26 protein-coding genes are annotated in these 23130 nt (G+C 61.6%); 17 read left to right on the forward strand and 9 right to left on the reverse strand.

The genetic code is table 11. The features are described from left to right. The first annotated feature begins 110 nt into the window (after positions 1 to 110). The 4 genes from SMD31_RS15260 (at position 111) to SMD31_RS15275 (ending at position 4400) form a co-directional block, all read left to right on the forward strand. The gene (locus SMD31_RS15260; RefSeq protein WP_320501756.1) at positions 111 to 1148 is read left to right on the forward strand and encodes an amino acid ABC transporter substrate-binding protein; all 1038 of its coding nucleotides are present in this window, start codon (positions 111 to 113) and stop codon (positions 1146 to 1148) included. Between the two features lie 86 nt (positions 1149 to 1234). Further along, positions 1235 to 2446 carry an amino acid ABC transporter permease gene (locus SMD31_RS15265; RefSeq protein WP_320501757.1) on the forward strand — a complete coding sequence of 404 codons (1212 nt, stop codon included), beginning with the start codon at positions 1235 to 1237 and terminating at the stop codon, positions 2444 to 2446. A 7-nt stretch (positions 2447 to 2453) separates the two neighbouring features. Continuing rightward, positions 2454 to 3599 (forward strand): amino acid ABC transporter permease, encoded by a 1146-nt coding sequence (locus SMD31_RS15270; protein WP_320501758.1) that lies wholly within the window; start codon positions 2454 to 2456, stop codon positions 3597 to 3599. Between the two features lie 72 nt (positions 3600 to 3671). Next, on the forward strand, positions 3672 to 4400 hold the full coding sequence (locus tag SMD31_RS15275; protein WP_320501862.1) for an amino acid ABC transporter ATP-binding protein: 729 nt from the start codon (positions 3672 to 3674) through the stop codon (positions 4398 to 4400). Here the strand turns inward: SMD31_RS15275 and SMD31_RS15280 are convergent. The 4 genes from SMD31_RS15280 to SMD31_RS15295 form a co-directional block, all read right to left on the reverse strand. Further along, a complete protein-coding gene (locus SMD31_RS15280; RefSeq protein ID WP_407652145.1) occupies positions 4397 to 4924 on the reverse strand; it encodes a thiamine phosphate synthase in 528 nt (175 codons plus the stop codon). The genes SMD31_RS15275 and SMD31_RS15280 overlap by 4 nt on opposite strands. A 76-nt stretch (positions 4925 to 5000) precedes the next feature. Beyond that, a complete protein-coding gene (locus tag SMD31_RS15285; protein WP_320501759.1) occupies positions 5001 to 5921 on the reverse strand; it encodes a class I fructose-bisphosphate aldolase in 921 nt (306 codons plus the stop codon). Between the two features lie 119 nt (positions 5922 to 6040). Continuing rightward, positions 6041 to 6355 (reverse strand): hypothetical protein, encoded by a 315-nt coding sequence (locus SMD31_RS15290; protein WP_320501760.1) that lies wholly within the window; start codon positions 6353 to 6355, stop codon positions 6041 to 6043. Positions 6356 to 6372: 17 nt separating this feature from the next. Next, on the reverse strand, positions 6373 to 6813 hold the full coding sequence (locus SMD31_RS15295) for a group III truncated hemoglobin (RefSeq protein WP_320501761.1): 441 nt from the start codon (positions 6811 to 6813) through the stop codon (positions 6373 to 6375). A gap of 185 nt (positions 6814 to 6998) precedes the next feature. Between SMD31_RS15295 and SMD31_RS15300 the strand changes: the two genes are divergently transcribed. The 10 genes from SMD31_RS15300 (at position 6999) to SMD31_RS15345 (ending at position 16762) form a co-directional block, all read left to right on the forward strand. After that, complete coding sequence (locus SMD31_RS15300; protein ID WP_320501762.1) at positions 6999 to 7985, forward strand: YcgJ family protein; 987 nt, start codon at positions 6999 to 7001, stop codon at positions 7983 to 7985. Between the two features lie 145 nt (positions 7986 to 8130). Beyond that, positions 8131 to 9846, forward strand: a complete 1716-nt coding sequence (locus SMD31_RS15305) for an ABC transporter permease (RefSeq protein WP_320501763.1) — start codon at positions 8131 to 8133, stop codon at positions 9844 to 9846. Further along, positions 9843 to 10958: an ABC transporter ATP-binding protein gene (locus SMD31_RS15310; protein ID WP_320501764.1), complete on the forward strand. Its 1116-nt coding sequence runs from the start codon at positions 9843 to 9845 to the stop codon at positions 10956 to 10958. Before SMD31_RS15305 ends, SMD31_RS15310 begins: the two co-directional genes overlap by 4 nt. A gap of 147 nt (positions 10959 to 11105) precedes the next feature. Further along, entirely contained in the window at positions 11106 to 11321 is a 216-nt protein-coding gene (gene tatA / locus SMD31_RS15315) for a twin-arginine translocase TatA/TatE family subunit (protein WP_320501765.1), read from the forward strand. Positions 11322 to 11381: 60 nt separating this feature from the next. Continuing rightward, on the forward strand, positions 11382 to 11858 hold the full coding sequence (gene tatB, locus SMD31_RS15320) for a Sec-independent protein translocase protein TatB (protein ID WP_320501766.1): 477 nt from the start codon (positions 11382 to 11384) through the stop codon (positions 11856 to 11858). Next, on the forward strand, positions 11855 to 12661 hold the full coding sequence (tatC, locus tag SMD31_RS15325) for a twin-arginine translocase subunit TatC (protein ID WP_320501767.1): 807 nt from the start codon (positions 11855 to 11857) through the stop codon (positions 12659 to 12661). Before tatB ends, tatC begins: the two co-directional genes overlap by 4 nt. A gap of 73 nt (positions 12662 to 12734) precedes the next feature. After that, entirely contained in the window at positions 12735 to 14012 is a 1278-nt protein-coding gene (serS, locus tag SMD31_RS15330; RefSeq protein WP_320501768.1) for a serine--tRNA ligase, read from the forward strand. Beyond that, positions 14005 to 14844, forward strand: coding sequence for a 5'/3'-nucleotidase SurE (gene surE, locus SMD31_RS15335; protein WP_320501769.1), 840 nt, complete (start codon positions 14005 to 14007; stop codon positions 14842 to 14844). The genes serS and surE overlap by 8 nt, the downstream gene beginning before the upstream one ends. Continuing rightward, a complete protein-coding gene (locus SMD31_RS15340; RefSeq protein ID WP_320501770.1) occupies positions 14841 to 15518 on the forward strand; it encodes a protein-L-isoaspartate(D-aspartate) O-methyltransferase in 678 nt (225 codons plus the stop codon). Before surE ends, SMD31_RS15340 begins: the two co-directional genes overlap by 4 nt. A 2-nt stretch (positions 15519 to 15520) precedes the next feature. Further along, positions 15521 to 16762 carry a LysM peptidoglycan-binding domain-containing M23 family metallopeptidase gene (locus SMD31_RS15345; protein ID WP_320501771.1) on the forward strand — a complete coding sequence of 414 codons (1242 nt, stop codon included), beginning with the start codon at positions 15521 to 15523 and terminating at the stop codon, positions 16760 to 16762. Here the strand turns inward: SMD31_RS15345 and SMD31_RS15350 are convergent. From SMD31_RS15350 to choX, 4 genes are all read right to left on the reverse strand, one after another. Then, on the reverse strand, positions 16759 to 17616 hold the full coding sequence (locus SMD31_RS15350; RefSeq protein ID WP_320501772.1) for an ATP-binding protein: 858 nt from the start codon (positions 17614 to 17616) through the stop codon (positions 16759 to 16761). The two genes, SMD31_RS15345 and SMD31_RS15350, sit on opposite strands and share 4 nt — an antisense overlap. Positions 17617 to 17674: 58 nt before the next feature. Further along, on the reverse strand, positions 17675 to 18274 hold the full coding sequence (locus tag SMD31_RS15355; RefSeq protein WP_320501773.1) for a glutathione S-transferase family protein: 600 nt from the start codon (positions 18272 to 18274) through the stop codon (positions 17675 to 17677). A 72-nt stretch (positions 18275 to 18346) separates the two neighbouring features. After that, positions 18347 to 19330, reverse strand: coding sequence for an alpha/beta fold hydrolase (locus SMD31_RS15360; RefSeq protein ID WP_320501774.1), 984 nt, complete (start codon positions 19328 to 19330; stop codon positions 18347 to 18349). Beyond that, positions 19258 to 20190 carry a choline ABC transporter substrate-binding protein gene (gene choX, locus SMD31_RS15365; protein WP_320501775.1) on the reverse strand — a complete coding sequence of 311 codons (933 nt, stop codon included), beginning with the start codon at positions 20188 to 20190 and terminating at the stop codon, positions 19258 to 19260. The genes SMD31_RS15360 and choX overlap by 73 nt, the downstream gene beginning before the upstream one ends. A gap of 136 nt (positions 20191 to 20326) precedes the next feature. On the opposite strand from choX, the gene betI reads away from it, so the two are divergent. After that, the gene (betI, locus tag SMD31_RS15370) at positions 20327 to 20938 is read left to right on the forward strand and encodes a choline-binding transcriptional repressor BetI (RefSeq protein ID WP_320501776.1); all 612 of its coding nucleotides are present in this window, start codon (positions 20327 to 20329) and stop codon (positions 20936 to 20938) included. On the opposite strand, the gene SMD31_RS15375 is transcribed toward betI, so the two are convergent. Beyond that, positions 20919 to 21503: a 4'-phosphopantetheinyl transferase family protein gene (locus SMD31_RS15375; protein ID WP_320501777.1), complete on the reverse strand. Its 585-nt coding sequence runs from the start codon at positions 21501 to 21503 to the stop codon at positions 20919 to 20921. The two genes, betI and SMD31_RS15375, sit on opposite strands and share 20 nt — an antisense overlap. Before the next feature lie 100 nt (positions 21504 to 21603). Here SMD31_RS15375 and SMD31_RS15380 point away from each other — a divergent pair, with 100 nt between their 5' ends. Next, positions 21604 to 22362, forward strand: coding sequence for a beta-ketoacyl synthase chain length factor (locus SMD31_RS15380; RefSeq protein ID WP_320501778.1), 759 nt, complete (start codon positions 21604 to 21606; stop codon positions 22360 to 22362). Continuing rightward, positions 22352 to 23125, forward strand: a complete 774-nt coding sequence (locus SMD31_RS15385) for a lysophospholipid acyltransferase family protein (RefSeq protein WP_320501779.1) — start codon at positions 22352 to 22354, stop codon at positions 23123 to 23125. The genes SMD31_RS15380 and SMD31_RS15385 overlap by 11 nt, the downstream gene beginning before the upstream one ends. Positions 23126 to 23130: the final 5 nt, after the last annotated feature.

The raw sequence follows: 23130 nt of genomic DNA on the forward strand, positions 1-23130 counted from the left end.
CGTGTTACAGAAAATTTAAGCCGGTTTCGCCTCTGGGAACTGCACCCGAAAACGGGGCAATGGTGGGATTGGTGACAAAGGAAGAAATACTCCAGGGAAGGACTGCAAAAATGAACCACATGAAATATGCCGTCGCGACTGTCGCTCTGCTGGCTGGGATGGCCACGGCGGCGCAGGCCGGTACGCTCGATGACGTCAAAGCGCGCGGCAAGCTGCTGTGCGGCGTGACCACGGGCCTCGCCGGTTTCGGCGCGCCGAACGACAAGGGCGAATGGGCCGGCCTCGATATCGACCTCTGCAAGGGCGTTGCCGCCGCCGTGTTCGGCGATGCGAGCAAGGTCGAGTACAAGCCGCTGTCGGCCGAACAGCGCTTCACCGCGCTGCAATCGGGCGAAGTGGACATGCTCGCGCGTAACTCCACCTGGACCCTGTCGCGCGACAGCCAGCTGGCGCTCGATTTCGTCACCGTCAACTACTATGACGGCCAGGGCTTCATGGTGCACAAGGATCTCGGCGTGAAGAGCGCCTTGGAGCTGAAGGGCGCCACCGTCTGCGTGCAGGAAGGCACGACGACGGAAAAGAACATGGGCGATTTCGATAAGGCCAACGGACTTGGCTTCCAGCCCGTGAAGTTCAAGGAAAACGACCAGGCTCGTTCCGCCTATGACGAAGGCCGTTGCGATGCCTACACCACCGATGCTTCGGGCCTGGCCGGTGAGCGCACCGCGCTCAAAGATCCGGCCAACAACATCATCCTGCCGGAGATCATCTCCAAGGAGCCGCTGGGTCCCGTCGTTCGCCATGGCGACAACAACTGGGGCGACATCGTCCGCTGGACCCATTTCGCGACGCTCGTCGCCGAAGAAAAGGGCATCACCCAGGGCAATGTCGACGAAGTGAAGAAGGCAAACGGCACCGACAACGCCAATGCCGACGCCGAAGTACAGCGTCTGCTCGGCGTCTCCGACAAGATGGGCGAGGGCCTCGGCCTCTCGAACGACTGGGCCTACAACATTATCAAGGCCGTCGGCAATTACGGCGAGATCTTTGACCGCAACATCGGCCCGAAGACTCCGATCGGGCTTGAGCGTGGCCTCAATGCCCTGTGGAACAAGGGCGGCCTGCAGTACGCGGCACCCGTTCGCTAAACCACACGATCGCTGATACCTACGCCCGGCCCAAAAGCCGGGCGTAGATGTCTTATTTGCACGCAACCCGTTGGGGAGGCGTTGACATGGCGTCAGCAAAAACAGCGGCTACCGCAGGTGTCGCTGCGAATACTCTTTCTCAAGGCAAACCGCCCTTCTGGCGCGACGAACGCGTGCGCGGGATCATCGCGCAGGTCGTCGTCGTGCTGTTGCTCGTCGCGATGTTCGCCTTCCTGATCTACAACTTCCTCGAGAAGCAGTCGAAAGCGTCCGGCCCTGCCATCAGCTTCGACTTCCTCACCAACATCGCCGGCTTCCAGCTCAGCTTTTCGATCATCAATGTGACGCTCGATTCCCAGATCGGCCACATGATCCTGGCCGGCATGATCAACACGTTGCTGGCGGCGGCCATAGCGGCGTTCTTTGCAACCATCCTTGGTCTGGTCGTCGGCGTGGCGCGCCTGTCCAAGAACTGGCTCATCTCGCGAATTGCTGCCACCTATATCGAGATCATCCGCAACATCCCGTTGTTGTTGCAGCTCGTCTTCTGGTTCGGCGCGATGATCGCAATGCTGCCGCTGGTCAAGGAGAGCGTCACGCTGGGCGATGTGATCTTCCTGAACAAGAAAGGCCTTTTCCTGCCGAAGCCGATCTTTGAAGGCAGCATCATCATATTCCTCATCTCCATCGGGCTCGCGATCGGCATTGCCGGTGTCATTTCGCGCTGGGCGCACCGCCGGCAGATCGCGACCGGCCAACAGTTTCCGGTGATCTCGGTCAATACCGCGCTGATCGTCCTGCTGCCGCTCCTGACCTATGTGATCGTCGATCCGGTGCTGTGGGAGGTTCCGCAGAAGGGTGGCTTCAACTTCAAGGGCGGCCTTACCGTTCAGCCGGAAATGACGGCCTTGATCATCGGCCTCGCCATCAGCACCTCCGCCTATATCGCTGAAATCGTGCGTGCCGGTATCATCGCAGTGAGCCACGGTCAGACGGAGGCCGCGCTGGCCCTCGGCCTCAAGCAGAGCTGGACGTTGCGTCTGGTGATCCTGCCGCAAGCGCTACGGGTCATTATTCCGCCGCTTATCAGCCAGTACCTCAATGTGGTCAAAAACTCGACCCTGGCAGGCTTCATCGGCTACGCCGATCTCTTTGCCGTCATTGGCACGTCGCAAAACCAGACCGGCCGGGCCATTGAATGCATCATCATCCTGATGGGCTTCTATCTGGCGGTCAGCCTGATCATTTCGTCGATCATGAACGTCTATAACAAGCGCGCTGCGCTGGTTGAACGGTGAGGGCGCCATGACCGACATGACAGATACCCCCGTCATTCCCGGCAACCGCCCGAGCCTGCCGCCACCGGTCACCGAGGCCGGTGTCATCGGCTGGCTGCGGCACAATCTGTTCGCCAGCTGGTTCGACGCGATCCTCACGGTCGCAGCCATCGCCCTGCTGCTCTATATCATTCCGCCGATGGTGAACTGGCTGTTCCTCAGCGCGGATTGGAGCTTCCTGCCGGCGGTACTCACCGGCGAAAAGGCGCCGCAATTCTTGGACTGCACCTCCGGTGGTGCCTGCTGGATCTTTGTCAGAGCGCGCTTCGGCCAGTTCATCTTTGGCTTCTATCCAGACGCAGAACGTTGGCGCGTGATCCTCACCTTCATCATGCTGGTGGTGTCGGTCTATGGCCTGCTCGCCGACCGCGTGACGAACAAGAAGCCGTTCGCCTGGTTCTTCTTCGCGATCTTTCCGTTCCTCGCCTTTTTCCTGCTGCATGGCGGGCTGGGGCTGGAGACGGTCCCGACCTCGAAATGGGGCGGGCTGATGCTGACGTTGATCATCGCCGGCATTGGTATCCTCTTTTCGCTGCCGATCGGCATCCTGCTGGCGCTGGGGCGGCGCTCGCAATTGCCAGTCGTGCATTTGCTCTCCGTGATCTTCATCGAGTTCGCGCGCGGCGTGCCGCTGGTGACCATCCTGTTCATGTCGAACATCATGCTGCCGCTGTTCCTGCCGCCGAGCTTCGAGCCGGATATCCTGCTGCGCATCCTGGTCGGCGTCACATTGTTCGCGTCGGCCTATATGGCCGAGGTGATCCGCGGTGGTCTGCAGGCCTTGCCCAAGGGGCAGTATGAAGGTGCCATGGCGATGGGCCTCGGCTATTGGTCGATGATGCGCCTCATCATCATGCCGCAGGCCTTGCGCATCGCCATTCCCGGCATCGTCAATAACTTCATCAGCCTGACCCAGGACACGACGCTGGTCGCCATCGTGGGTCTCTATGATTTCCTGGGCATCGTTCGGGCGGGCTCGCGCGACTCCAATTGGATCGGGACGGAGATGGAAGGCTATGTCTTTTGTGCCTTCGTCTATTGGATCTTCTGCTTCTCCATGTCGCGTTATTCGATGCGGATCGAGCGCAAACTTCAAACCGGTCACCGGCGTTAAAGAACGAGGGTATTTGGCATGAGCACTCAGGCACAGACAGCAGCCCATCAGATGGCCATCACCGACGAGGTGATGATCAGCCTTGCCGGCGTGAACAAATGGTATGGCCAGTTTCATGTCCTGAAGGACATCGACCTGACTGTCATGAAGGGCGAGCGCATCGTCATCTGCGGGCCGTCGGGATCTGGCAAGTCAACGCTCATTCGCTGCATCAACCGCCTCGAAGAACATCAGCGCGGGAAGATCGTCGTCGATGGTATTGAACTGACCCACGACTTGAAGAACATCGAGAAGGTGCGGCGCGAAGTCGGCATGGTGTTCCAGCACTTCAACCTGTTCCCGCATTTGACCGTGCTCGACAATCTGACGCTGGCGCCGATCTGGGTGAAGAAGGTGCCGAAGAAGGAAGCGGAGGAGGTGGCGATGCACTACCTCAAGCGCGTCAAGATTCCGGAGCAGGCCGGCAAGTTCCCGGGCCAGCTGTCGGGCGGCCAGCAGCAGCGCGTCGCGATCGCCCGGTCGCTGTGCATGAGCCCCAAGGTCATGCTGTTCGACGAGCCGACCTCGGCGCTGGATCCGGAAATGATCAAGGAAGTGCTCGACGTGATGATCGAACTTGCGCGCTCGGGCATGACGATGATCTGCGTCACCCACGAGATGGGCTTCGCCCGTACGGTCGCCAACCGCGTCATCTTCATGGATAAGGGCGAGATCATCGAGCAGAACGAGCCGGAAGAATTCTTCAACCATCCGAAATCGGAACGGACGAAGCTTTTCCTAAGTCAGATCCTGCACCACTAAGAGAGCAGCGCGGCGATCGCAGCAACGGCGTCGGGTGTCGCCCAGATCGATGGATCGGGTGCCAGGAAATCGGCGCCGGCCGCGACGAACGCCCGGGCGCTTTCCTGGCTGAACTTGCCGGCAACGACACTGGGGACCGTCATCATTTCGGTCCACCAGGCGATGAGGTCGAGATCGTCCGACGCGGTACCGGGCTGGAACTGAACGTAATCGGCACCGGCTTCACCGGCTTCCATCGCTGCGTGGCGTTCCAAGGGGCAGGCAACGCCGACGATGGCATCACTGCCGACGGTGCGGCGCGCCTTGGTGAGGAGCATAGGGTCGGCGAGATGAACGCCATCGCCGCGTAGCTTCAGGGCCAGATCGGCATCATCGAACAGGACGGCGACGCCCTGATCCTGGGCCAGCGGCAGCAACGGCTTTGCAATCGTCGAAATGCGTGCTGCATCGTCCCCGGCGATCCGCAGGCAGGCGATATCGGCGGCGGCAATGGTTTTCTCAAGCAGATCGGCAAACGCGCTCACGGCAACGCCGCCCGAGACAAGCTCGGGCGGCGTCGTGAGATAGAGCCGGCAGGTTGGGGTATCGGCAGAGATCGCCTTATTCCTTGCCTTGATAGATCTTGATGATGGTGTCGAGCATCTGCAGCGCTTCTTCGCGCGGGCGCTGGAAGGTGTTGCGGCCAATGATCGAGCCGTTGCCACCGCCATCGCGGATGCCACGGATTTCGTTGTAAAGGCCGTCGAGCCCCTTCGAGGCGCCACCCGAGAAGACCACGATGCGCTTGCCGTTGAAGCAGGCCTGGGTCACATGGCGGATACGGGCCGCCATCGTTTCGATGTCGATCTTCTCCTTCTCGTAGACCTTCTTGGCTTCTGCTTGATCGAGGAAGGCGGTCGGCGGCTTCACTTTGATGATGTGAGCGCCGAGAAGGGCGGCCATGTGTGCGGCGTAGGCGCAGATATCCATCGCGGTCTCGCCGTCCTTGCTGACGGTGTCGCCGCGCGGATAGGACCAGATCACAACCGCAAGGCCCGCCGCCTTGGCTTCTTCCGACATCTCGCGGATTTCTTCCATCATGTCGAAAGCATGATCGGAGCCCGGATAGATGGTGAAGCCGATGGCCGAGCAGCCCAGGCGCAGCGCGTCATTGACCGTGCCGGTAATGGCCTGGTCCTTGAGCGTTGCCAGGCTGTTCGAGCTGTTGACCTTGAGGATGGTCGGGATCTGGCCGGCGAAGGTGTCGGCGCCGGCTTCGATCATGCCGAGGGGTGCCGCATAGGCCGAGAGACCGGCTTCGATCGCCAGATCGAAATGGTAATGGGGGTCATAGGCGGCCGGGTTGGCGGCGAAGCTGCGGGCCGGGCCATGCTCGAAACCCTGGTCGACCGGCAGAATGACCAGCCGGCCCGAGCCGCCGAGGCGACCGTTCATCAGGATTCGGGCCAGATTGGCCTTGGTACCCGGATTGTCGGATTCGTAATGAGAAAGGATTTTCTTTACTTTTTGCGTCGTTTTCATGCGCTTAGCTCCCGGAAGGCGGGTCGCGGATGTTGCACCCGCGAAAATGAAGGTCGGGGCTGGTTCATAGCCAGAATCCACCGGCAGTTCAATCCGCCCACAGATTGTTAGCGCTTACGTCACGAAAAAGTCGGACGAGTTGCTAGAACGTGGCCGCCGCACCCCGTTGCGATCGCGGCCACTTTGGCCGTGACCACGGGATCGGCGCGCAAGGCGACATATCTCAGCCCCAGGCGCAAAGCCTCAGCGGCGAGATCGGCGCGGCCGCCGCAATCGAGCACCAGGCGCGGTTCCCGGTCCGGCGCCGCAGATCGCAGGGCCTGCTGCAGCATGCAGAACCACTGGACGCCATGGGTCTCGGCGGCGTTCTCAGGGGACCACAATTCGAGCTCTTCGGCAGGGTGCCTGGACAGCGCCGCTTGGGCTTCGGCCAAGGTTGCTGCCTGTTCGATCACGGCTGGACCAGGGGCGGCATGTTGGGGACCCAGACGGTGGGGTCCTTGGCGTGGAACGCGAAGGCCAGCTTGAAGCTCTCGGCGATCCGCTGCGCGCGCTCGATGAACGCCTCCGCCAGCGGTGCTTCAAAAAGATCGTGGGCGGTCTTTGCGAACAGTTTCAGCCAGCGCGCAAAATGTTGCGGTTCGATTTCGGTGATCTTGATATGAGCGGGAATCGGCCGGCCCTTGTAGCGGCCCGAGGTCAGCATGACCGACGACCAGAAGCTGCACATGGTCTTGAGATGTGGGGCCCAGTCGTCACCGATCACGCGGGTGAAAATGGGGCCGAGTTCGGCATCTCGCCGGATACGGGCGTAGAAGGTTGCGACCAGATCTTCGATCTGGCCTTCCGTGGGAATGGCAGGGTGGCCCGACGGGGCGGAGGTCGACATCATGGGAGCTCTTAAATATGTATCTGACATACATAAATTGTGCAGGTGCGAGCGACAAGGGGAGGTAACCCACCTGCGACAAGGCGCGCAAGGGCTTGCTCTCGATGAAGTGATCACCGGCCGGGGCGTTCCCGTGAGATATGGGAGGCGGGCGCCACCGGCGTTTTCGGCGCCGCTACGAGGGTCTCATGCGGTACTTATTCCTGGCTTTGACGGCCCTGCTTTTCGGCTGCGCTTACCAAAGCGGCCCCCGCTACACGCCGGCTTATGTGCCGGCCTACGGGACTGGCGCCGTCTATAGCAGCCCGTGGACCTCGCCCTACGGCTCTCCCTACGGCTACGGCAACGGCTATGCCGGTGCCGATCACTTTTCGCCCAAGAAGGGCCTGACCTGCGATCGTAAGCGGCACATCTGCTACGACCGGTACGGCGTGGACTACTATGCGACCAACGAGTATCTGGGGAAGAAATCCGCCAAATATGGGATCAAGAAATACGGCGAGCAGGCCTTCATTTTCGCGCCACAGCAGGGGGTGCTGTGCGACCGCCGCAGCCAGTCCTGCTCGGATGGCAACGGGCTCAACGCTGCGCTGACCCGCAAGTATTTCAGCAAGGGCGACACCCGACGTGTTGCCGGATGGACCGGCGCCGATTTGTTTAACCCGCGCCCTGGCGTTGCTTGCAACCGGACAGCGCAGATCTGCAGTGACCAAGGCGGACCGGATGTCGATCTGACACAGGTCTATTTTGGCCGCGCGGCGGCAGTCAATCTCGCCAATCAGCAAAACCAGCCCATAAGCCCGGTACCTGCGATGCCAGAGGCAGGGCAGCCATCTTCGGCACCCGCCAGCGTGCCAACGGTACCGGAACCCGAACCGCAGCCGGCAGCTCAGCCGGCCGATTTGCCGGCGGCAGGGGAACCTCCGGTGCCGGCCGTCACCGATCCCATCTCACCAACCGAACCGGCGGCAATGCCCCTGCCGGAGCCTTCGGCGGCATCTGAGCCGATGCCCTTGCCCATGCCTGCGATGCCAGAGGCCGCCCCGATGCCGGAACCGGTTTCGCAGCCAGAACCGGCCCCTTCCGCAGCACCCGTCGCCGATCCAGCGCCAACCCCAGCACCGGAAGCAGCGCCGGCTCCAGCTGCCTGCGTTGGAGAGACTTGTCCCCAATAACTGTGAGGGGATATGTCGCAGGGAAAGTTAACGGCTTTCCTTGCTATTCAGAATAACTCGCAATATCGTTTCCTCTCACCTTCACGGCGACGCCAGGATTGTCCGAAAGTCGGGCAGGGCGCCGCGCTGTCGCGAGAGTTTGTCCTTGGCTTCCATTGATACCGCAGCCGATGCGCCGGGACGTGCTTTCCCCACGAAGATGGGCCGGTCGCGCATTTGGAATCTCGCCGCCTGGACGATCGCCTTCGCTGTCGCCTTTCCAATCCTTGCCGTTTTTTCGAGCCTCTTTGCCGCCAAGGGTGATATCTGGCGGCATCTCGCCCAGACCGTGCTGTCGAGCTATGTCGCCAATTCGCTGTTGCTGGTGGCTGGTGTCGGCATCGGTGTGCTGTTAATCGGTGTACCCGCAGCCTGGATGGTCACGCTTTGCCGGTTTCCCGGGCGCAAGATATTTGACTGGGCATTGCTGCTGCCGATGGCGATGCCGGCCTATGTGATCGCCTATACCTATACCGGCCTGCTGGATTATGCCGGACCGGCACAAACTGCCCTTCGAGACGTCCTCGGCATGGAAGGCGGGCTGCGATGGCTACCCGACATCCGGTCGCTGCCGGGTGCCGTCGTCATGCTGGTGCTGGTTCTTTATCCATATGTCTATCTGCTGGCGCGCGCGGCCTTCCTGGAGCAATCGGCCTGCGTGTTGGAAGTGAGCCGCACCTTGGGTTGTTCGCCCTGGCGCGGCTTTTTTCACGTGGCGCTGCCGTTGGCGCGGCCCGCCCTCGTCGCCGGCGTGGCTCTCGCGCTCATGGAGGCACTCAACGATTTCGGGACAGTGCAGTATTTCGGCGTCGATACGCTGGCCACCGGTATCTATCGGGTCTGGCGCGGGATGGGTGATGCCGTTGCGGGATCCCAACTTGCAGCCTTGTTGCTGGTGATCGTCTTCCTGTTGCTGGCCATCGAGCGGGGATCGCGCGGGAGCCGCAGTTTTGCGCATACGACGACACGCTATCGCCCACTGCCCCGCTATCGATTGAAGGGCCTGCGTGCCGCCGGCGCGATCGTCGGCTGCGCCTTGCCCGTCAGTTTCGGCTTTCTCCTGCCGGCATCGGTGCTGATCTATTGGGCGATCACCAATCTGGATGCCTGGGTGGGCGAGAAGTTCCTGGTCCTCATTCGCAACAGCTTCTTCATGGCCGGCTTTGCGGCGGCACTGGCCGTTTGCCTTGCCTCGGTGCTGGCCTATGCCACGCGCCTGCATCCGACGCGGCCCACGCGATGGGCGGTAAGGGTTGCAAGCCTTGGCTATGCCATTCCGGGCCCGGTTCTGGCGATCGGCATCCTATTGCCTTTCGCGGCCATCGATCATGGCATCAACGCCTGGGCCAGGGCCACTTTTGGCGTCACCTTCGGCTTGATCCTCAGCGGCACGTTGGTGGCGGTCACTTTTGCTTATCTGGTGCGATTCCTGACGGTCAGCCTGAACGTGGTCGAAACGAGCCTTGGCAAGGTGACGCGGTCCATGGATTTTGCCGCGCGCTCGCTGGGCCGTTCACCATTCGGCACATTGCGCGATGTGCATTTGCCCATCATGCGCGGCAGCCTGCTCACCGCCGGCATCGTGGTCTTTGTCGACGTGCTGAAGGAGCTGCCCGCCACCTTGGTATTGCGGCCCTTCAATTTCGATACGCTGGCCACCATGACCTATAACCTTGCCAGCGACGAGCGCCTCGCCGAAGCAGCTGGTCCCGCTCTCGCCATCGTCGCGGTTGGCATCCTTCCTGTCTATCTGATGGCACGTGCCAGTGCCAAGGCGCGTCCGGGGCAGACCGCACCGGCGATCGAGACATTCACCTCATGACAATTTCATCTGCCAGCGCACTCGAACTCCATGACGTCAGCCACGCTTATGAAAAGCTGTTGGCGGTCGATCACGTGTCGCTTCACGTCAATGAAGGGGAAGTCATCTGTTTGCTGGGGCCGTCGGGTTGCGGCAAGTCGACCATGCTGCGGCTTGCGGCGGGACTGGAGGCATTGCAGCAGGGTCGCGTGGTGATGCAGGGACAGACCATCGCCGATGGCGCGGCGAGGCTCAGCGTGCCGCCGGAACGGCGCGGGGTCGGCCTGGTCTTCCAGGATTTTGCATTGTTTCCGCATCTCAGCGTGCGCCGGAACGTCGGATTCGGCCTAACTGAACTCGAACCCGCGCGGCGCGACCGGCGCATTGCCGAGGTGCTGGATCAGGTAGATATGGCCGATTACGCCACGGCCTTCCCGCACGCTTTGTCCGGCGGGCAGCAGCAGCGCATCGCGCTGGCGCGTGCCTTGGCGCCGCAGCCCGCCGTGCTGCTGCTCGATGAGCCGTTTTCAGGCCTGGACGCGCGTTTGCGCGAGCAGATCCGTGACGAAACGCTCCATGTGCTGAAACGTAGCCGGACCGCGACGCTGATGGTCACGCATGATCCGGAAGAAGCCATGTTCATGGCGGACCGAATTTATCTGATGCAGTCGGGGCGCGTCGTCCAGAGCGGGTCGCCGGACGCGCTCTATCATCGCCCGGTCAGTCCTTTCGTCGCGCGTTTCTTCAGCAACACGAACGAGCTTGTCGGCCGTGTCGATGGTGGGGCCGTCGCGACGCCTTTCGGTGCGCTGCCGGCACCAGGTATGGGCGAAGGGGCAGAGGTGCAGATCCTGATACGGCCCGAGAGCCTGCAATGGGTGTCGGCCGGCAGCGGCGTCCTGCCGACGGCGAGCGGCCGGGTGTCGGAAGTGCGCTTCCTCGGCGGCAGCAAACTATTGGTGGTTCACCTGGCGGGTGGGCCGGCCGAGGGAACGACTGTGCACGCCCGACACACAGGCCGAAATCTGCCCGAGCCGGGCAGCCAAATTCTCCTCCAGCTCGATCCGGCCGATGCCCTTATCTTTCCCGGGGGTTGGGACCGCGCTCGCAAAGACTTGGCTGCCGCCCGGTAACGGCCCCCGAAATTGCGGCCTTGTCAGCGGGTTAGCGACACCTAAATGATAATGACTGGCTATTGTAGCGAAGCGGCGGATTTGCCATAGTCCGCCCGGGTCCGGCGCCCACCGCCGGAGGGATTAAGATTTTAAGGAGAGGCCCAGATGGGTAGCTTCAGCATTTGGCATCTTCTGATCGTTTTGGTCGTCGTGCTCGTCCTGTTCGGTGGCGGCGGCAAACTGTCGAAGATCATGGGCGACCTTGGCGCCGGTATTAAAGACTTCAAGAAGAACATCAAGGACGGCAGCAAGGACGACGCGAACATCAACGTCGCGAAGTCCGAAGAAAAGCCGCGCGAGACGATCGTCGACCGCAGCTGAGAGCCGGCCGTCCGGCTCCCGGGCGCGCGCAACGATCAAGGGTTAAAAGGGTAAGGCTGGATGTTCGACATCGGCTGGAGCGAGATGTTGATCATCGGCGTGGTCGTCCTTGTGGTCTTGGGACCCAAGGAGCTGCCGCACGCCCTGAAGACCTTTTCGCATTGGATGCGCGCGGCTCGTAAGCTTGGTTCTGAGTTCCAGAGCGGCGTCAATGAAATCGTCCGCGAAGCGGAACTGGAAGATGCCAAGCGCGAACTGCAGAAAATCAGTTCGCATTCGATCAGTGACAAGATCGAGAAGGCCATCGACCCATCCGGCGATTTGAAAAAGGCGATCAACGAGCCGGTCGCCGAGACGAAAGCCGCCTTGTCCGAGCCGCAGGCTGAGGCTGAACCAGCCCCGCCGAACATCGCCGATATGACGGCCACCATGCCGTCCCTGGCCGTGACGCCTGAGGCAGCACCGGCTGTTGCCGCCAGTGAGACCAGCGCCGATCAGCCGGTGCAGAACACCACCGACAAGAGCCTGTCCGCATGAGTGGCGCCGAAGAAGATAAGAAGATGCCCTTGTTGGAGCATCTGGTGGAACTGCGCACGCGCCTGCTTTATGCGGCACTCGGCTTTTTCCTGGCCTTCATCGTCTGCTTCTATTTCGCGCAGCATATTCTCGAATTCCTGCAGCGGCCGCTCGCCCTGTTGCTGCCGGCCGGCCGGCCGATGATCTTCACGGATCTCACCGAGCCGTTCTTCACGCAGCTCAAGGTCGCGGCCTTTGGGGCGCTATGCGTGTCCTTTCCCATCATCGCGGCGCAGATCTGGGCCTTTATTGCGCCCGGCCTCTATAAGCATGAGAAAAGCGCGTTCTTGCCGTTCCTGATCGCCACGCCGATCATGTTCGCGGTCGGCATGGCGTTCGTCTATTACGTCCTCATGCCGATGGCGTGGAAGTTCTTCTTGGGGTTTGAGACCGCTGGCGGCGAGGGGAAGTTGGCGATCGAGCTCCTGCCCAAGATCGGCGAGTACATCAATCTGATCATGAAGCTGATCTTCGCTTTCGGTTTCTGCTTCGAATTGCCCGTGCTTTTGACCCTGCTTGCCAAGGTGGGCATCGTCGGTTCGCAGGGTTTGCGGGAAAAACGCCGCTACGCCATCGTCGCGATCGTCGTGGTGGCCGCTGTCGTAACCCCGCCCGACGCCCTCAGCATGATGTCGCTCGCCGTGCCGATGCTGCTGCTCTACGAAGTCTCCATCTTCATGGCCAAGTTGGTCGAAAAGAAGCGCGCCGAGGCTGAAGCCAAGGGTGAGGAAGACCAGCCCGGAACGGACGTCAAACCGGCCTAAGCGTGTCTTTGACCGGCCGCGGGTTCCGTCCTATAAGTTGAGCCGAATCGAGGATCTGGAGCTCGACGGCTAAATGTTTGACCCAAAATGGATTCGTGACAATCCTGACGCCTTTGATGCGGGGCGGGCGCGGCGCGGCCTGCCAGCTTTGGCGGCGACGGTAATCGACCTCGACGGCAAGCGCCGGTCGACGCAGACTGCCTGGCAGGAAATGCAGGCCAAGCGCAACGAGCTTTCCAAGCAGGTCGGCCAGATCAAGTCGAAGGGCGGTGACGCCTCGGCCGTGATGGCCGAAGTGGCCAGCCTCAAGGACCGCATGGCCGAAGCTGAGGTCGAGGAGCAGAAGGCGGCCGCCGAACTGGATGCTCTGTTGGCGCAGCAGCCTAATCTCCCGGTCGCCGACGTGCCCGATGGTGCCGATGAAACCGCGAACCGGATCGAGCGCGAAGTCGGCCAACGCCGCAACTTTGCCTTTGCACCGAAGCAGCATTTCGAGCTCGGCGAAGCATTGGGCCTTATGGATTTTGCTGCGGCGGCCAAGATCTCCGGCGCGCGTTTCGTGGTGTTGAAGGGCGCCTTGGCCCGGCTCGAACGTGCCCTTGGGCAGTTCATGCTGGACCTGCACACGGCCGAGCATGGCTATACGGAAGTCAACCCACCGTTCCTGGTAAAGGACGTCTCGCTCTATGGCACCGGCAATCTGCCGAAGTTCGCCGAAGATCTGTTCAAGACGGAGCAGGGGCATTATCTCATTCCGACATCCGAGGTGCCGCTCACCAATCTGGCGGCCGATGAAATCGTGGACGAGACCAAGCTGCCGTTCCGCTATACCGCGTTGACGGCCTGCTTCCGGTCGGAAGCGGGTGCTGCCGGCCGTGATACCCGCGGCATGATCCGCCAGCATCAGTTCTGGAAGGTCGAGATGGTGTCGATTGCGCATCCGGATGAATCGGATGCCGAACACCAGCGCATGACCAAATGCGCCGAGAACGTGCTTGCGAAGCTCGGCCTGCCGTATCGGGTCATGACGCTCTCGACCGGCGATATGGGTTTCTCCTCGCAGAAGACGTTCGACATCGAGGTCTGGCTGCCGGGCCAGGGAATGTACCGCGAAATTTCAAGCTGCTCGAACTGCGGCGAGTTCCAGGCGCGGCGCATGAAGGCGCGCTGCCGCAAGCCGGGCGAGAAGGGGACGCGCTTCGTGCACACGCTGAATGGTTCGGGCGTCGCGGTCGGTCGTGCCCTTATCGCCGTGCTGGAAAATTATCAGCAGGAAGACGGCTCGATCGTCGTGCCGGATGCTCTGCGTCCCTACATGAACGGTCTCGAGGTCATTCGCCCCCATGCTTAAGACGCCTTTCAACCTGAAGAAGGCCCGCATCCTTGTTACCAATGATGATGGAATCCACGCGCCGGGCCTCAAGGTCCTTGAAAAGATCGCCAAGAGCCTGTCATCCGATGTCTGGGTTGTGGCGCCTGAAAGCGAGCACAGTGGTGCCTCGCATTCCCTGACCCTGCGACGCCCGTTGCAGATCAGCAAAGTGGCGACGCGCAAGTTCGCCGTTTCCGGCACGCCCAGCGATTGCACCTTGATCGCTGTCAATCACCTGATGAAGGATCGCCGGCCGGATATCGTCCTGTCCGGTGTCAATCGTGGCGCCAATCTGGGCGAGGATGTCCTTTATTCAGGCACCGTCGCGGCGGCGATGGAAGGGGCCATGCTGGGCATCCCTGCGATCGCGTTCAGCCAAGTGCGCGTGCGTGCCAAGGACAAGCTGCATTGGGAGACTGCCGCTGCCTTCGGACCGGAGGTCGTGCGCAAGCTGGTAACCATTGCTTGGCCCAAGGGCGTGTTGATGAGTGTCAATTTCCCGCCCGTCCCGCCCAAGGAAGTGACTGGCATCGAGGTTGGCCGCCAGGGCCGGCGCATGTCGCATGTCGAGGTTGTCCATGCGCGCGACCCGTTCGAGCGGGAAGTGACCTGGATCGGCGATTTCCCGACCGACGAACCGGAGCATCCCGAAACCGACCTTGGCATCATCATGACCAAGGCCGTGTCGGTGACGCCGCTCCATTTCGATTTGACGCATGCGGCGATGCTGCGGCGGATGGAAGGTTTGTTCCCCCAGCCGAAGACGGTGGCCAAGAGGAAGACAGGCAAGGTGGACGGCCTGCCTCGATGAGCCTGCATGCGCGCAAGATTCGCATGATCATGGGGTTGCGGCGTGCCGGCTTGACCGACACGGACGTCCTCAATGCGATCGAGCGCATTCCGCGCGAGCTCTTCGTGCTGGATAGCTTCCACGACCAGGCCTATGAAGACCAGGCACTGCCGATCAGCCATGGCCAGACGATCAGCCAGCCGCAGATCGTCGCCATGATGACCGAAGCCCTGGAGGTCAAGAAGACGCACAAGGTGCTGGAGATCGGCACCGGTTCCGGCTATCAGGCCGCTGTGTTGTCGCGACTGTGCCGCCGGCTCTATACGATCGAGCGTTATAAGTCGTTGCTCGCCGAAGCGGAGCAGCGCTTCCATCATTTGCGCCTGCATAACATCACCAGCCGCTGCAGCGATGGTTCGCGCGGTTGGCGCGAACAGGCGCCGTTCGATCGCATCATTGTAACGGCCGCCGCCGCCGAAGTGCCGCAAACGCTGGTGGATCAGCTGGCCGTCGGCGGCATCATGGTCATTCCCGTCGGGCCGGAACGGGGTGACCAGGTACTGGTCAAGTTGACCAAGCAGGAGGATGGCTCGGTCTCGCCGAAAATCATCACGGACGTGCGCTTCGTGCCATTGGTCGAAGGCGCCTTGCCGGAAGGCGAGGGCAGGCCCACGCCGCGACGAATGGAGAATTGAGAATGCGGCGGTGGCTCGGCGTCCTGGCGCTCACGGCGTTTCTTGCGGGTTGCGGCAACATGATCGCGCCCAGCATGAACGCGACCTATTCGTCGGCACCCAAGAATCCCAACATGGGACAGATCGTCAATGGCAGCTATGTCGTGGCGCCGGGCGACACGCTGGCCATCATCTCGAACCGCACCAACACGCCGATCCGGGCCCTCATCGACAATAACGGCCTGCAGCCGCCCTATAACCTGCGGCCCGGCCAGGAACTCCGCATCTCCCAGCGCCAGACTTACGTGGTCAAGGCCGGGGACACGCTGAGTGCCCTCGCCAGGCGCTTCCGCGTTCAGCAGAGTGCCGTGGTCGAGCTCAATGAATTGAAGCCACCATATGCCCTGCGCGTCGGTCAGACACTGACGCTACCGAGTGCTGTGGAGGCGACCCAAAGCGCTGCCGTGCCGCTGCCAAGCTCGACGCCCCCGACGCCGCCCGCACCCGAGGTCGATGTGGTACCGTCGGCAGCCACTGCCGGAAGTGTTTCCGCGACCGCTTTGCCGCCACCGCCCGGGGCGACGACGGCGCCAAAGCCCCTTGCCCCGGCGCCGACCATGCCGGCCACTTCGTCCTCATCGACTGCCAAGGTCCAGCCATTGCCGCCGCCGGTGACCGTGCCGTCGGCAACGACACCGAAGTCGGTGCCAACGACATCGAAAGCGCCGGCTGCCGAGCCCGATTTGACCGCTGCCGAAGAGGCGGTCGAAGGCGCCTATGAACAGCAGCAGGGGGCCAAGACTACACCTGCGCCAGCACCGGCACCGGCTGCGTCGAAAGCGGCACCGGTTCAGCAGGCGGCCGTTGTCTCTGCGCCGAGCAGTTCGGGCTTTGTCTGGCCGGCACAGGGCAAGGTGATCTCGAAGTTCGGCACGACCTCGGACGGGTTGCGCAATGACGGCATCAATATTTCAGCGCCGGTCGGGGCACCTGTCATGGCAGCGGCCGATGGGACCGTCGCCTATGCTGGCAATCAGCTGCGCGGTTTCGGCAACTTGGTTCTCATTCGCCATGCCAATGGCCTGATCACGGCCTATGCGCACAACCAGTCGCTGCTGGTGCAGAAGGGCGACAAGGTCAAGCGTGGCGCGGTCATTGCCCGGGTCGGGCAGACTGGCAATGTGGCCAAGCCCCAGCTTCATTTCGAGATCCGCAAGGGCGAGGAGCCGGTCGACCCGATGAAGTATCTGGACGGCGGTGCCTAAAGCACAATCTTCTTGCCGAGGCGGCCCGCCAAATCCTGGATGAACTGCCAGGCGACACGGCCGGAACGCGATCCGCGGGTCACCGACCATTCGATGGCCTGGGCGTGCACCTCATCGCGCGGCAGGTCGAGGCCGAAGCTGGCGCAATAGCCATCGATGATGGCAAAGAAGGTTTCCTGGTCGCAATTGTGGAAACCGAGCCACAAGCCGAAGCGATCGGAGAGCGACACCTTCTCCTCGACTGCTTCCGAGGGATTGATGGCCGTCGAGCGCTCGTTCTCGATCATGTCGCGCGGCATCAGGTGCCGGCGGTTCGATGTGGCATAAAAGAGCACATTGCCCGGCCGGCCTTCTAGCCCGCCCTCCAGCACCGCTTTCAGCGATTTATAGCTGGCATCATTGGCATCGAAGGACAGGTCGTCGCAGAAGATCACACTGCGGTGCTTCGTATCGCGCAGCAATTGCAGCAGGCGTGGCAAGGTGACGAGGTCTTCGCGGTGGATTTCGATCAGCTTCAGCGGCGTCTTGAGGTCGAGGTTGATGGCGGCGTGAACCGCCTTGACCAGCGAGCTCTTGCCGGTGCCACGGGCACCCCACAGCAGGGCATTGTTGGCGGGCAGGCCGGCCGCAAAGCGACGGGTATTGTCGAGGAGGATATCCTTGTTGCGATCGATGCCCTGCAGCAAGTTGATATGAACGCGCGATACGCTGGGCACCGGCTCAAGCCAGCTCGTCTCGGCTTGCCAGACAAAGGCGTCGGCAGCCGAAAGGTCGACGGCCCTGGCGGCCTGTGGCGCGAGGCGCTCCAGGCTGTCGGCGATGCGCTGCAGCAGGGGAAGGATATCGTTGCTCATCTGCTTCCGGTTCCTTGACGGGATCGGCGGATGTCATAGCGGCTTTGGGCGTTTGAATCTAGGCCGCCCCGGAATCTATAGCTTGGGCGCGCTGGAATGCCGGCCTCGCCGCCGCCCGGGACAGATAGGCCAAAAACGCAGGCTTTTCGGGCACGATGTTCATGATCTTCATGCCGTAATAGAGGCTGGTCACCATCAATATGTCGGCGGCGCTGAAGCGCGCGCCCAACAGCCAGTTTTGTTCCGAGACGGCATTTTCAATGGCGCAGATGCAACGGTCGAAGCTGCCCCAGCCGGCCTGCATTTCCGGCACCTCCAGGTTCATGGCGGCCTGGAAGAATGCCGGCTCCATGTTGCCGGTGGCGAAGTACATCCACTGCTGATAGGGGCCGCGCAAAGGGTCGTCGAGGCGGGGCGCCAGGCCCGCGCCGATGAACTTGTCGGCAAGGTAGGCGCAGATGGCGCCGGATTCCGCCACGTGAACACCGTCGTCTTCCAGTGCCGGCACCTTTCTGAGGGGGCTGATCGCGTCGAAGCCCGGGCGCTTCTGCTCGCCCTGTCGAATATCGACCAGCACACGGTCGTAGGGGCAGCCGATCTCCTCCAGCAGCCAGAGCACGCGGATCGAACGGGTATGTGGCGACCAATAGAGCTTCATGCGCTTGTTCCCCCAGAACGCTGCCAATACCAGATCATCCGGGAGCCACTCTTGCAAGATGCCGGCGATGATTCACGGCTGCGCCAAGGAATCCCAGAAGGCGGAGATTATCCCAGCAACGCACCCGCCATTGTCCTCGGTAAGGACATGACCGGTCTGCGACAATTCGATGAAGCATGCGTCCTGCCGCAACTCGGTGATGGCTGCTGCCTGCGTGAAGGCGATAACGGGATCTTCGCGGCCATGCACCATCAGCAGCGGGACCGTGGTGCCGCCAAGGAGATGTCGGCGATCGCCTGTCGCGCGCATGGCGAGCGCTTGCCGCCAGATCCCGGCGGTATGGTGCCCGCGCGACAGTGCGGCGAGGGTCGCCTGATATCGGGTCGATCGATCGCCTATGAGGCTCGGACCGGCAAAGACTTCCTCAGCCGCGAGGAAGAAGTCGACAAGGCTTTCTTGATCGGCAACCTGGACGATCGAACGTCGCATCATGCGATCGGCCTCTGCTGTGCTGTTCAGCCAGTCTTGGCCCGCGCTGGTCATCAGGCCGGAGACGCTCGATACGCGGTCTGGATGCTGGGCGCCGAGGATCTGGGCGATCATGCCGCCCATTGAGAACCCTGCCAGATGGGCTGTGGGAATCTCCAGCGCGTCAAGCAATCGAATGGTGTCTGCCGCCATATCGAAAAGCGTGTAAGGGGGGTGGCCGGACGGCTGGTTCCAGCCGGGGAACGCCTCCTCCCGCAATTCTGGATCGTGTTGCGGGCCAAACAGTTGCGATAGCCCGGCATCGCGGTTGTCGAAGAGGATCAACGGTCTCGTGCTGGCAAGTGATGACAGCAGGGACGCCGGCCAATCCGTCGCCTGCATGCCGAGACCCTGGATGAGCAGGGCAGGCGGCGCGTCGGAGTTGGGCGAGGGGACGGTGTCGTACCACAGGGTGACACCGTCCAAATCGAGATGAGGCAAATGAGGTATGCGTCTTAGAGGCCGAGTGATTTCTTGACGGCAACCGCTCCATCGCTCCCGTCCTGAGCGGCCACGCCTGCCAGCCATTTGTCGAGATATTCGGGATGCGCCTTCAAGGCTTTGGCGGCCGCCTCGGTGGCGCTCATGCCGTCATGAATGAGGTAGCCCATGCCCTCGTTTTCCAGCGGAACATCGAAGGTGATGTTCTTGAGCAACGCCGCCACATTGGGGCATTCATCGAGATAGCCCTTGCGCACCTGGGTGTGGACGGTGGCGGCGCCAAGGTCAGGCCCGTAATAGGCGTCGCCACCGGTCAGGTAGGCGATCGGAAAATCATTGTTCATCGGGTGTGGCGCCCAACCTTGGAAGACAATCCAATCCTTGTGGCGCACGGCCTTGTCGACCTGGGTGAGCATGCCCTGTTCACTTGACTCAACGACTTCCCAGTCTTCGAGTTTGAACTTGGCATCCTTGGTGATGTCGAACATCAACTGATTGGAGCCTGGTTCGATGCCGTACATCTTCTTGTCGAATTTGTCGGCATGGGCTGCGAGATCGGCGATGTCGTGAACGCCGGCATCATAGACATATTGCGGGACAGCGAAGGTGTATTTGGCGCCTTCCAAATTCTGATGCACTGTTTCAACCGAACCGTCGGCTTTGTAGGGCTGGTAGTAGCTGACCATGGCCGGATCCCAGTAGCCCATGAAGACGTCGAGGTCCTTGTTCTTGAGGCTTTGATAGATGATGTCGAGGCCGAGCAGGTTGCTTTCTGCCTTGTAGCCGAGGCCGTTCAAAATGACGGTCGCGACCCCGGTGGTGAATGTCAGGTCATTCCAGCCCGGTTCGGCGAGGCGCACCTTCGCGCAACTTGCTGGTTCGGCGGCGGTGGCCAGGGCGGGAGCCAGCGACAAGGTGGCGGCTATCAGCAAACAGGTGCGACGCATTGAAATCTCCCCGAAAAGAAGGATCCAGATTGTTGACCATTTGGCTTGTTTATTGACCCATGGGTCAATTTATAGTCCGAATGGACAATGACCGCAAGGCCGAGGACAATGAAATCGATCGATTGGGAGAATCAACGTGCCGCGCTTGAGCATTGAACAGTTGCGCCGACAGGAACTGGCCGCTGCGGCATATGAAATCCTGCAGGAGGAAGGGATCGCCGGCACGACCTTGGCCAAGGTTGCGGAACGGGCCGGCATGTCGAAAGGCATCGTTCTCCATTATTTCAAGGGCAAAGATGCGCTGCTGGAGACTGTGATGCGCCATGCCAATGCTCTTTTGCGGGACGAGGTGATCGCCCGGATGGCGGCGGCAAAGACGCCGCGCGAGCGGGTCGAAGCCATCGTTGCCGGAAACTTCTCACCGAAGTTTTTCAAGCCGGAAATCTGCAATGCCTGGCTCTCGCTCTGTGCCGAAGTGCCTCGCAACCCGACCTTTGCCCGCATCCAGCGCGTCATTCATGCGCGCATGCGCAGCAATTTGCTCTCAGCGTTGAAGGAATTGCTGCCGCCTGAAAAATGTCAGGCTGCGGTGATTGGCATAACCGCCATGATCGATGGTCTGTGGCTGCGCTTCGGGCTGAATCAGGACGGGCTCAGCCTGGAAGAGGCCAAGGCGCAGATGGAATCCGTCATGGTCCTCCATCTGGGCGCTCGCGGCAGCAACCGCGTCAGGCGTCGGTCGGCGTGAAGTAACGCCACGCCATGGCGTCCGCCCGCGCCGCCTGCACGGCGAGGGCCAGATGTCTGCCGGGCGCCACAACATGGCGGGCAAGGTGCCAATCGCGCCAGCGCCATTCGCCGGAATCGGGACCGGTATCCACGCGATCCTGGCGATCCGCTACCTGGACCAGGCCAATGCCTTCTGCCTTTGCGATCGCTTCGCGCAGAGTCCAGATGCGGTAAAAGCCGTCCGTTCCATCGCGTGCTACACGCTTCTGCTCGGCAGGCCCGAAGGCAAAGGCTGCGATATCGGCCACGTTCCGACCTGACCGCTCGATCTCAAGATCGATCCCAAGCGGGCCGGCAAGCGTTCCCGCACAAGCCAGACTCGTAGCGCTGTGACTAAGTGAGATGAATATCTCAGGGTGTCCGGACACGACCGGCCTGCCAGCCGGCTCGTGCGTCATCTCAAACAGGCCATTTGGTTGCTGGGTTGCCAATCTAATACACTGTAAAAGAATGATTTTCCCAAGCGCGCTCCGATTCTGCCGAGCGACATCGTCGATCACGGTGAAATAAACCGTTGGGCTCAAGATATCGCTCTTGTCTGGTGCCGGACGGCCATATAACAACCATTGGATGGCCCAGCACTGTTAACCAATTTGCCCGCCGTGGCGGGATCCTGCACAAGTCATGATCGACCAGGAACAGCCTCGTCAACTGCCACGCCGCGACCTGTTGTTCCAGGTCAGCGATTGGTTTGCCTGGGCGCCTGAGCGCGAGACCCGCAATGCTTGGCGCGCCTGGGCCGGGCAGGCCGATGCTGCGGCCGACGATGCATCCATGCCGGCATTGCCGATGATGCTGCGCCGGCGTGTCACCCCCATCGGGCAGAAGGCCCTTGGGGCGGCGATGGCCTGCAGCAGCGTGACGGAAGCGCGCTATGTCTTGGCATCGCGCCATGGCGAGTTCGATCGGACGGTCACGGTGCTCAACTCACTTGCCCAAGGCGAACAGCCCTCGCCGGCCGAATTCAGCATGTCAGTGCATCACGGACTGGCCGGGCTGCTCTCGATTCATACCGGCAATCGCGCTGGGCACACGGCCGTGGCTGGTTCGCTGGACAGTTTTGGGTACGGACTTGTCGAGGCCGTCTCCTGCCTCGTTGAGGCGCCGATGCGTCCGGTGATGCTGATCTATTTCGACGCGCCTCTTCCCTCGGCATACGCGCCGTTTCGGGCTGGTGCCGAGGTGGACCTGCCCTTGGTCCTGGCGATGACGTTGTCGGCCCCAGCGGGCGATGCGTTGAGCGTTTCGGCGAATGCCGGGGCCGATGAGGACGAAAGCCAAGAAAATCTGCCGCTGTCCTTTCTGCGCTTCCTTTTGGGTGCGCGCCCAACCGCGACCGCCCGGGGCGGCCGCATGACCTGGCGGTGGGATCGTGTTCAATAGCATCAACTATCTTTGGCGGTTGCTGGGGACGGGCTTTTCGTTTGCGATGTTCTTCGGCGGCGGCCTGGTGCTGGCTATCACCGTGTTTCCGGCGATTGCATTGGTCGAGCGCGATGCCGATCGAAGGGGCCGGGCGACGCATGCCGTCATTCATCACGCCTTTAGACTCTTTGTCGCCATGCTCGAGGCGCTGGGTATCATTCGGGTGGAAGTCCGCGGCCGGCAGACGTTGCAATCGGGTGGCGGGCGATTGATCATTGCCAATCACCCGACGCTGCTCGATGTCGTCATTCTGATGTCCTTGGTGCCGCACGCACAATGCATCGTGAAAGCCGATCTGTGGCGCAACCGATACCTCGGTGGCGTCGTCCGCTGGGCTGGTTACATTCGCAATGACCTCGAACCGGAAGCATTGCTTGAAGCGTGCCGCGTGGCAATGGCGGCCGGCAAGGACCTCATCATCTTTCCAGAGGGTACCCGGTCGCGCCCAGGCGAACGGCTTCAGTTTCGACGGGGCTTTGCCAATATTGCGCTGCTGGCAGATGCTCAAATCCAACTGGTCGCGATCGACTGCCGGCCGATCATGTTGAGCAAGGGCGATCCCTGGTGGAAAATCCCGGCCAAGCGCTCGCATTTTCGCATATTGGTTGGGGATCGTCTGGACGCGGCTGATAGCCTTGGCTATCAATACCGCTCGCTGGCGGCGCGACACTTGGTGAAGCGGCTTCAGGCCTATTTCACGGAACAGTTGGAACTTGGATAACGGCG

Origin of the sequence: Dongia rigui (assembly GCF_034044635.1) — a bacterium.
Taxonomy (GTDB): domain Bacteria; phylum Pseudomonadota; class Alphaproteobacteria; order Dongiales; family Dongiaceae; genus Dongia; species Dongia rigui.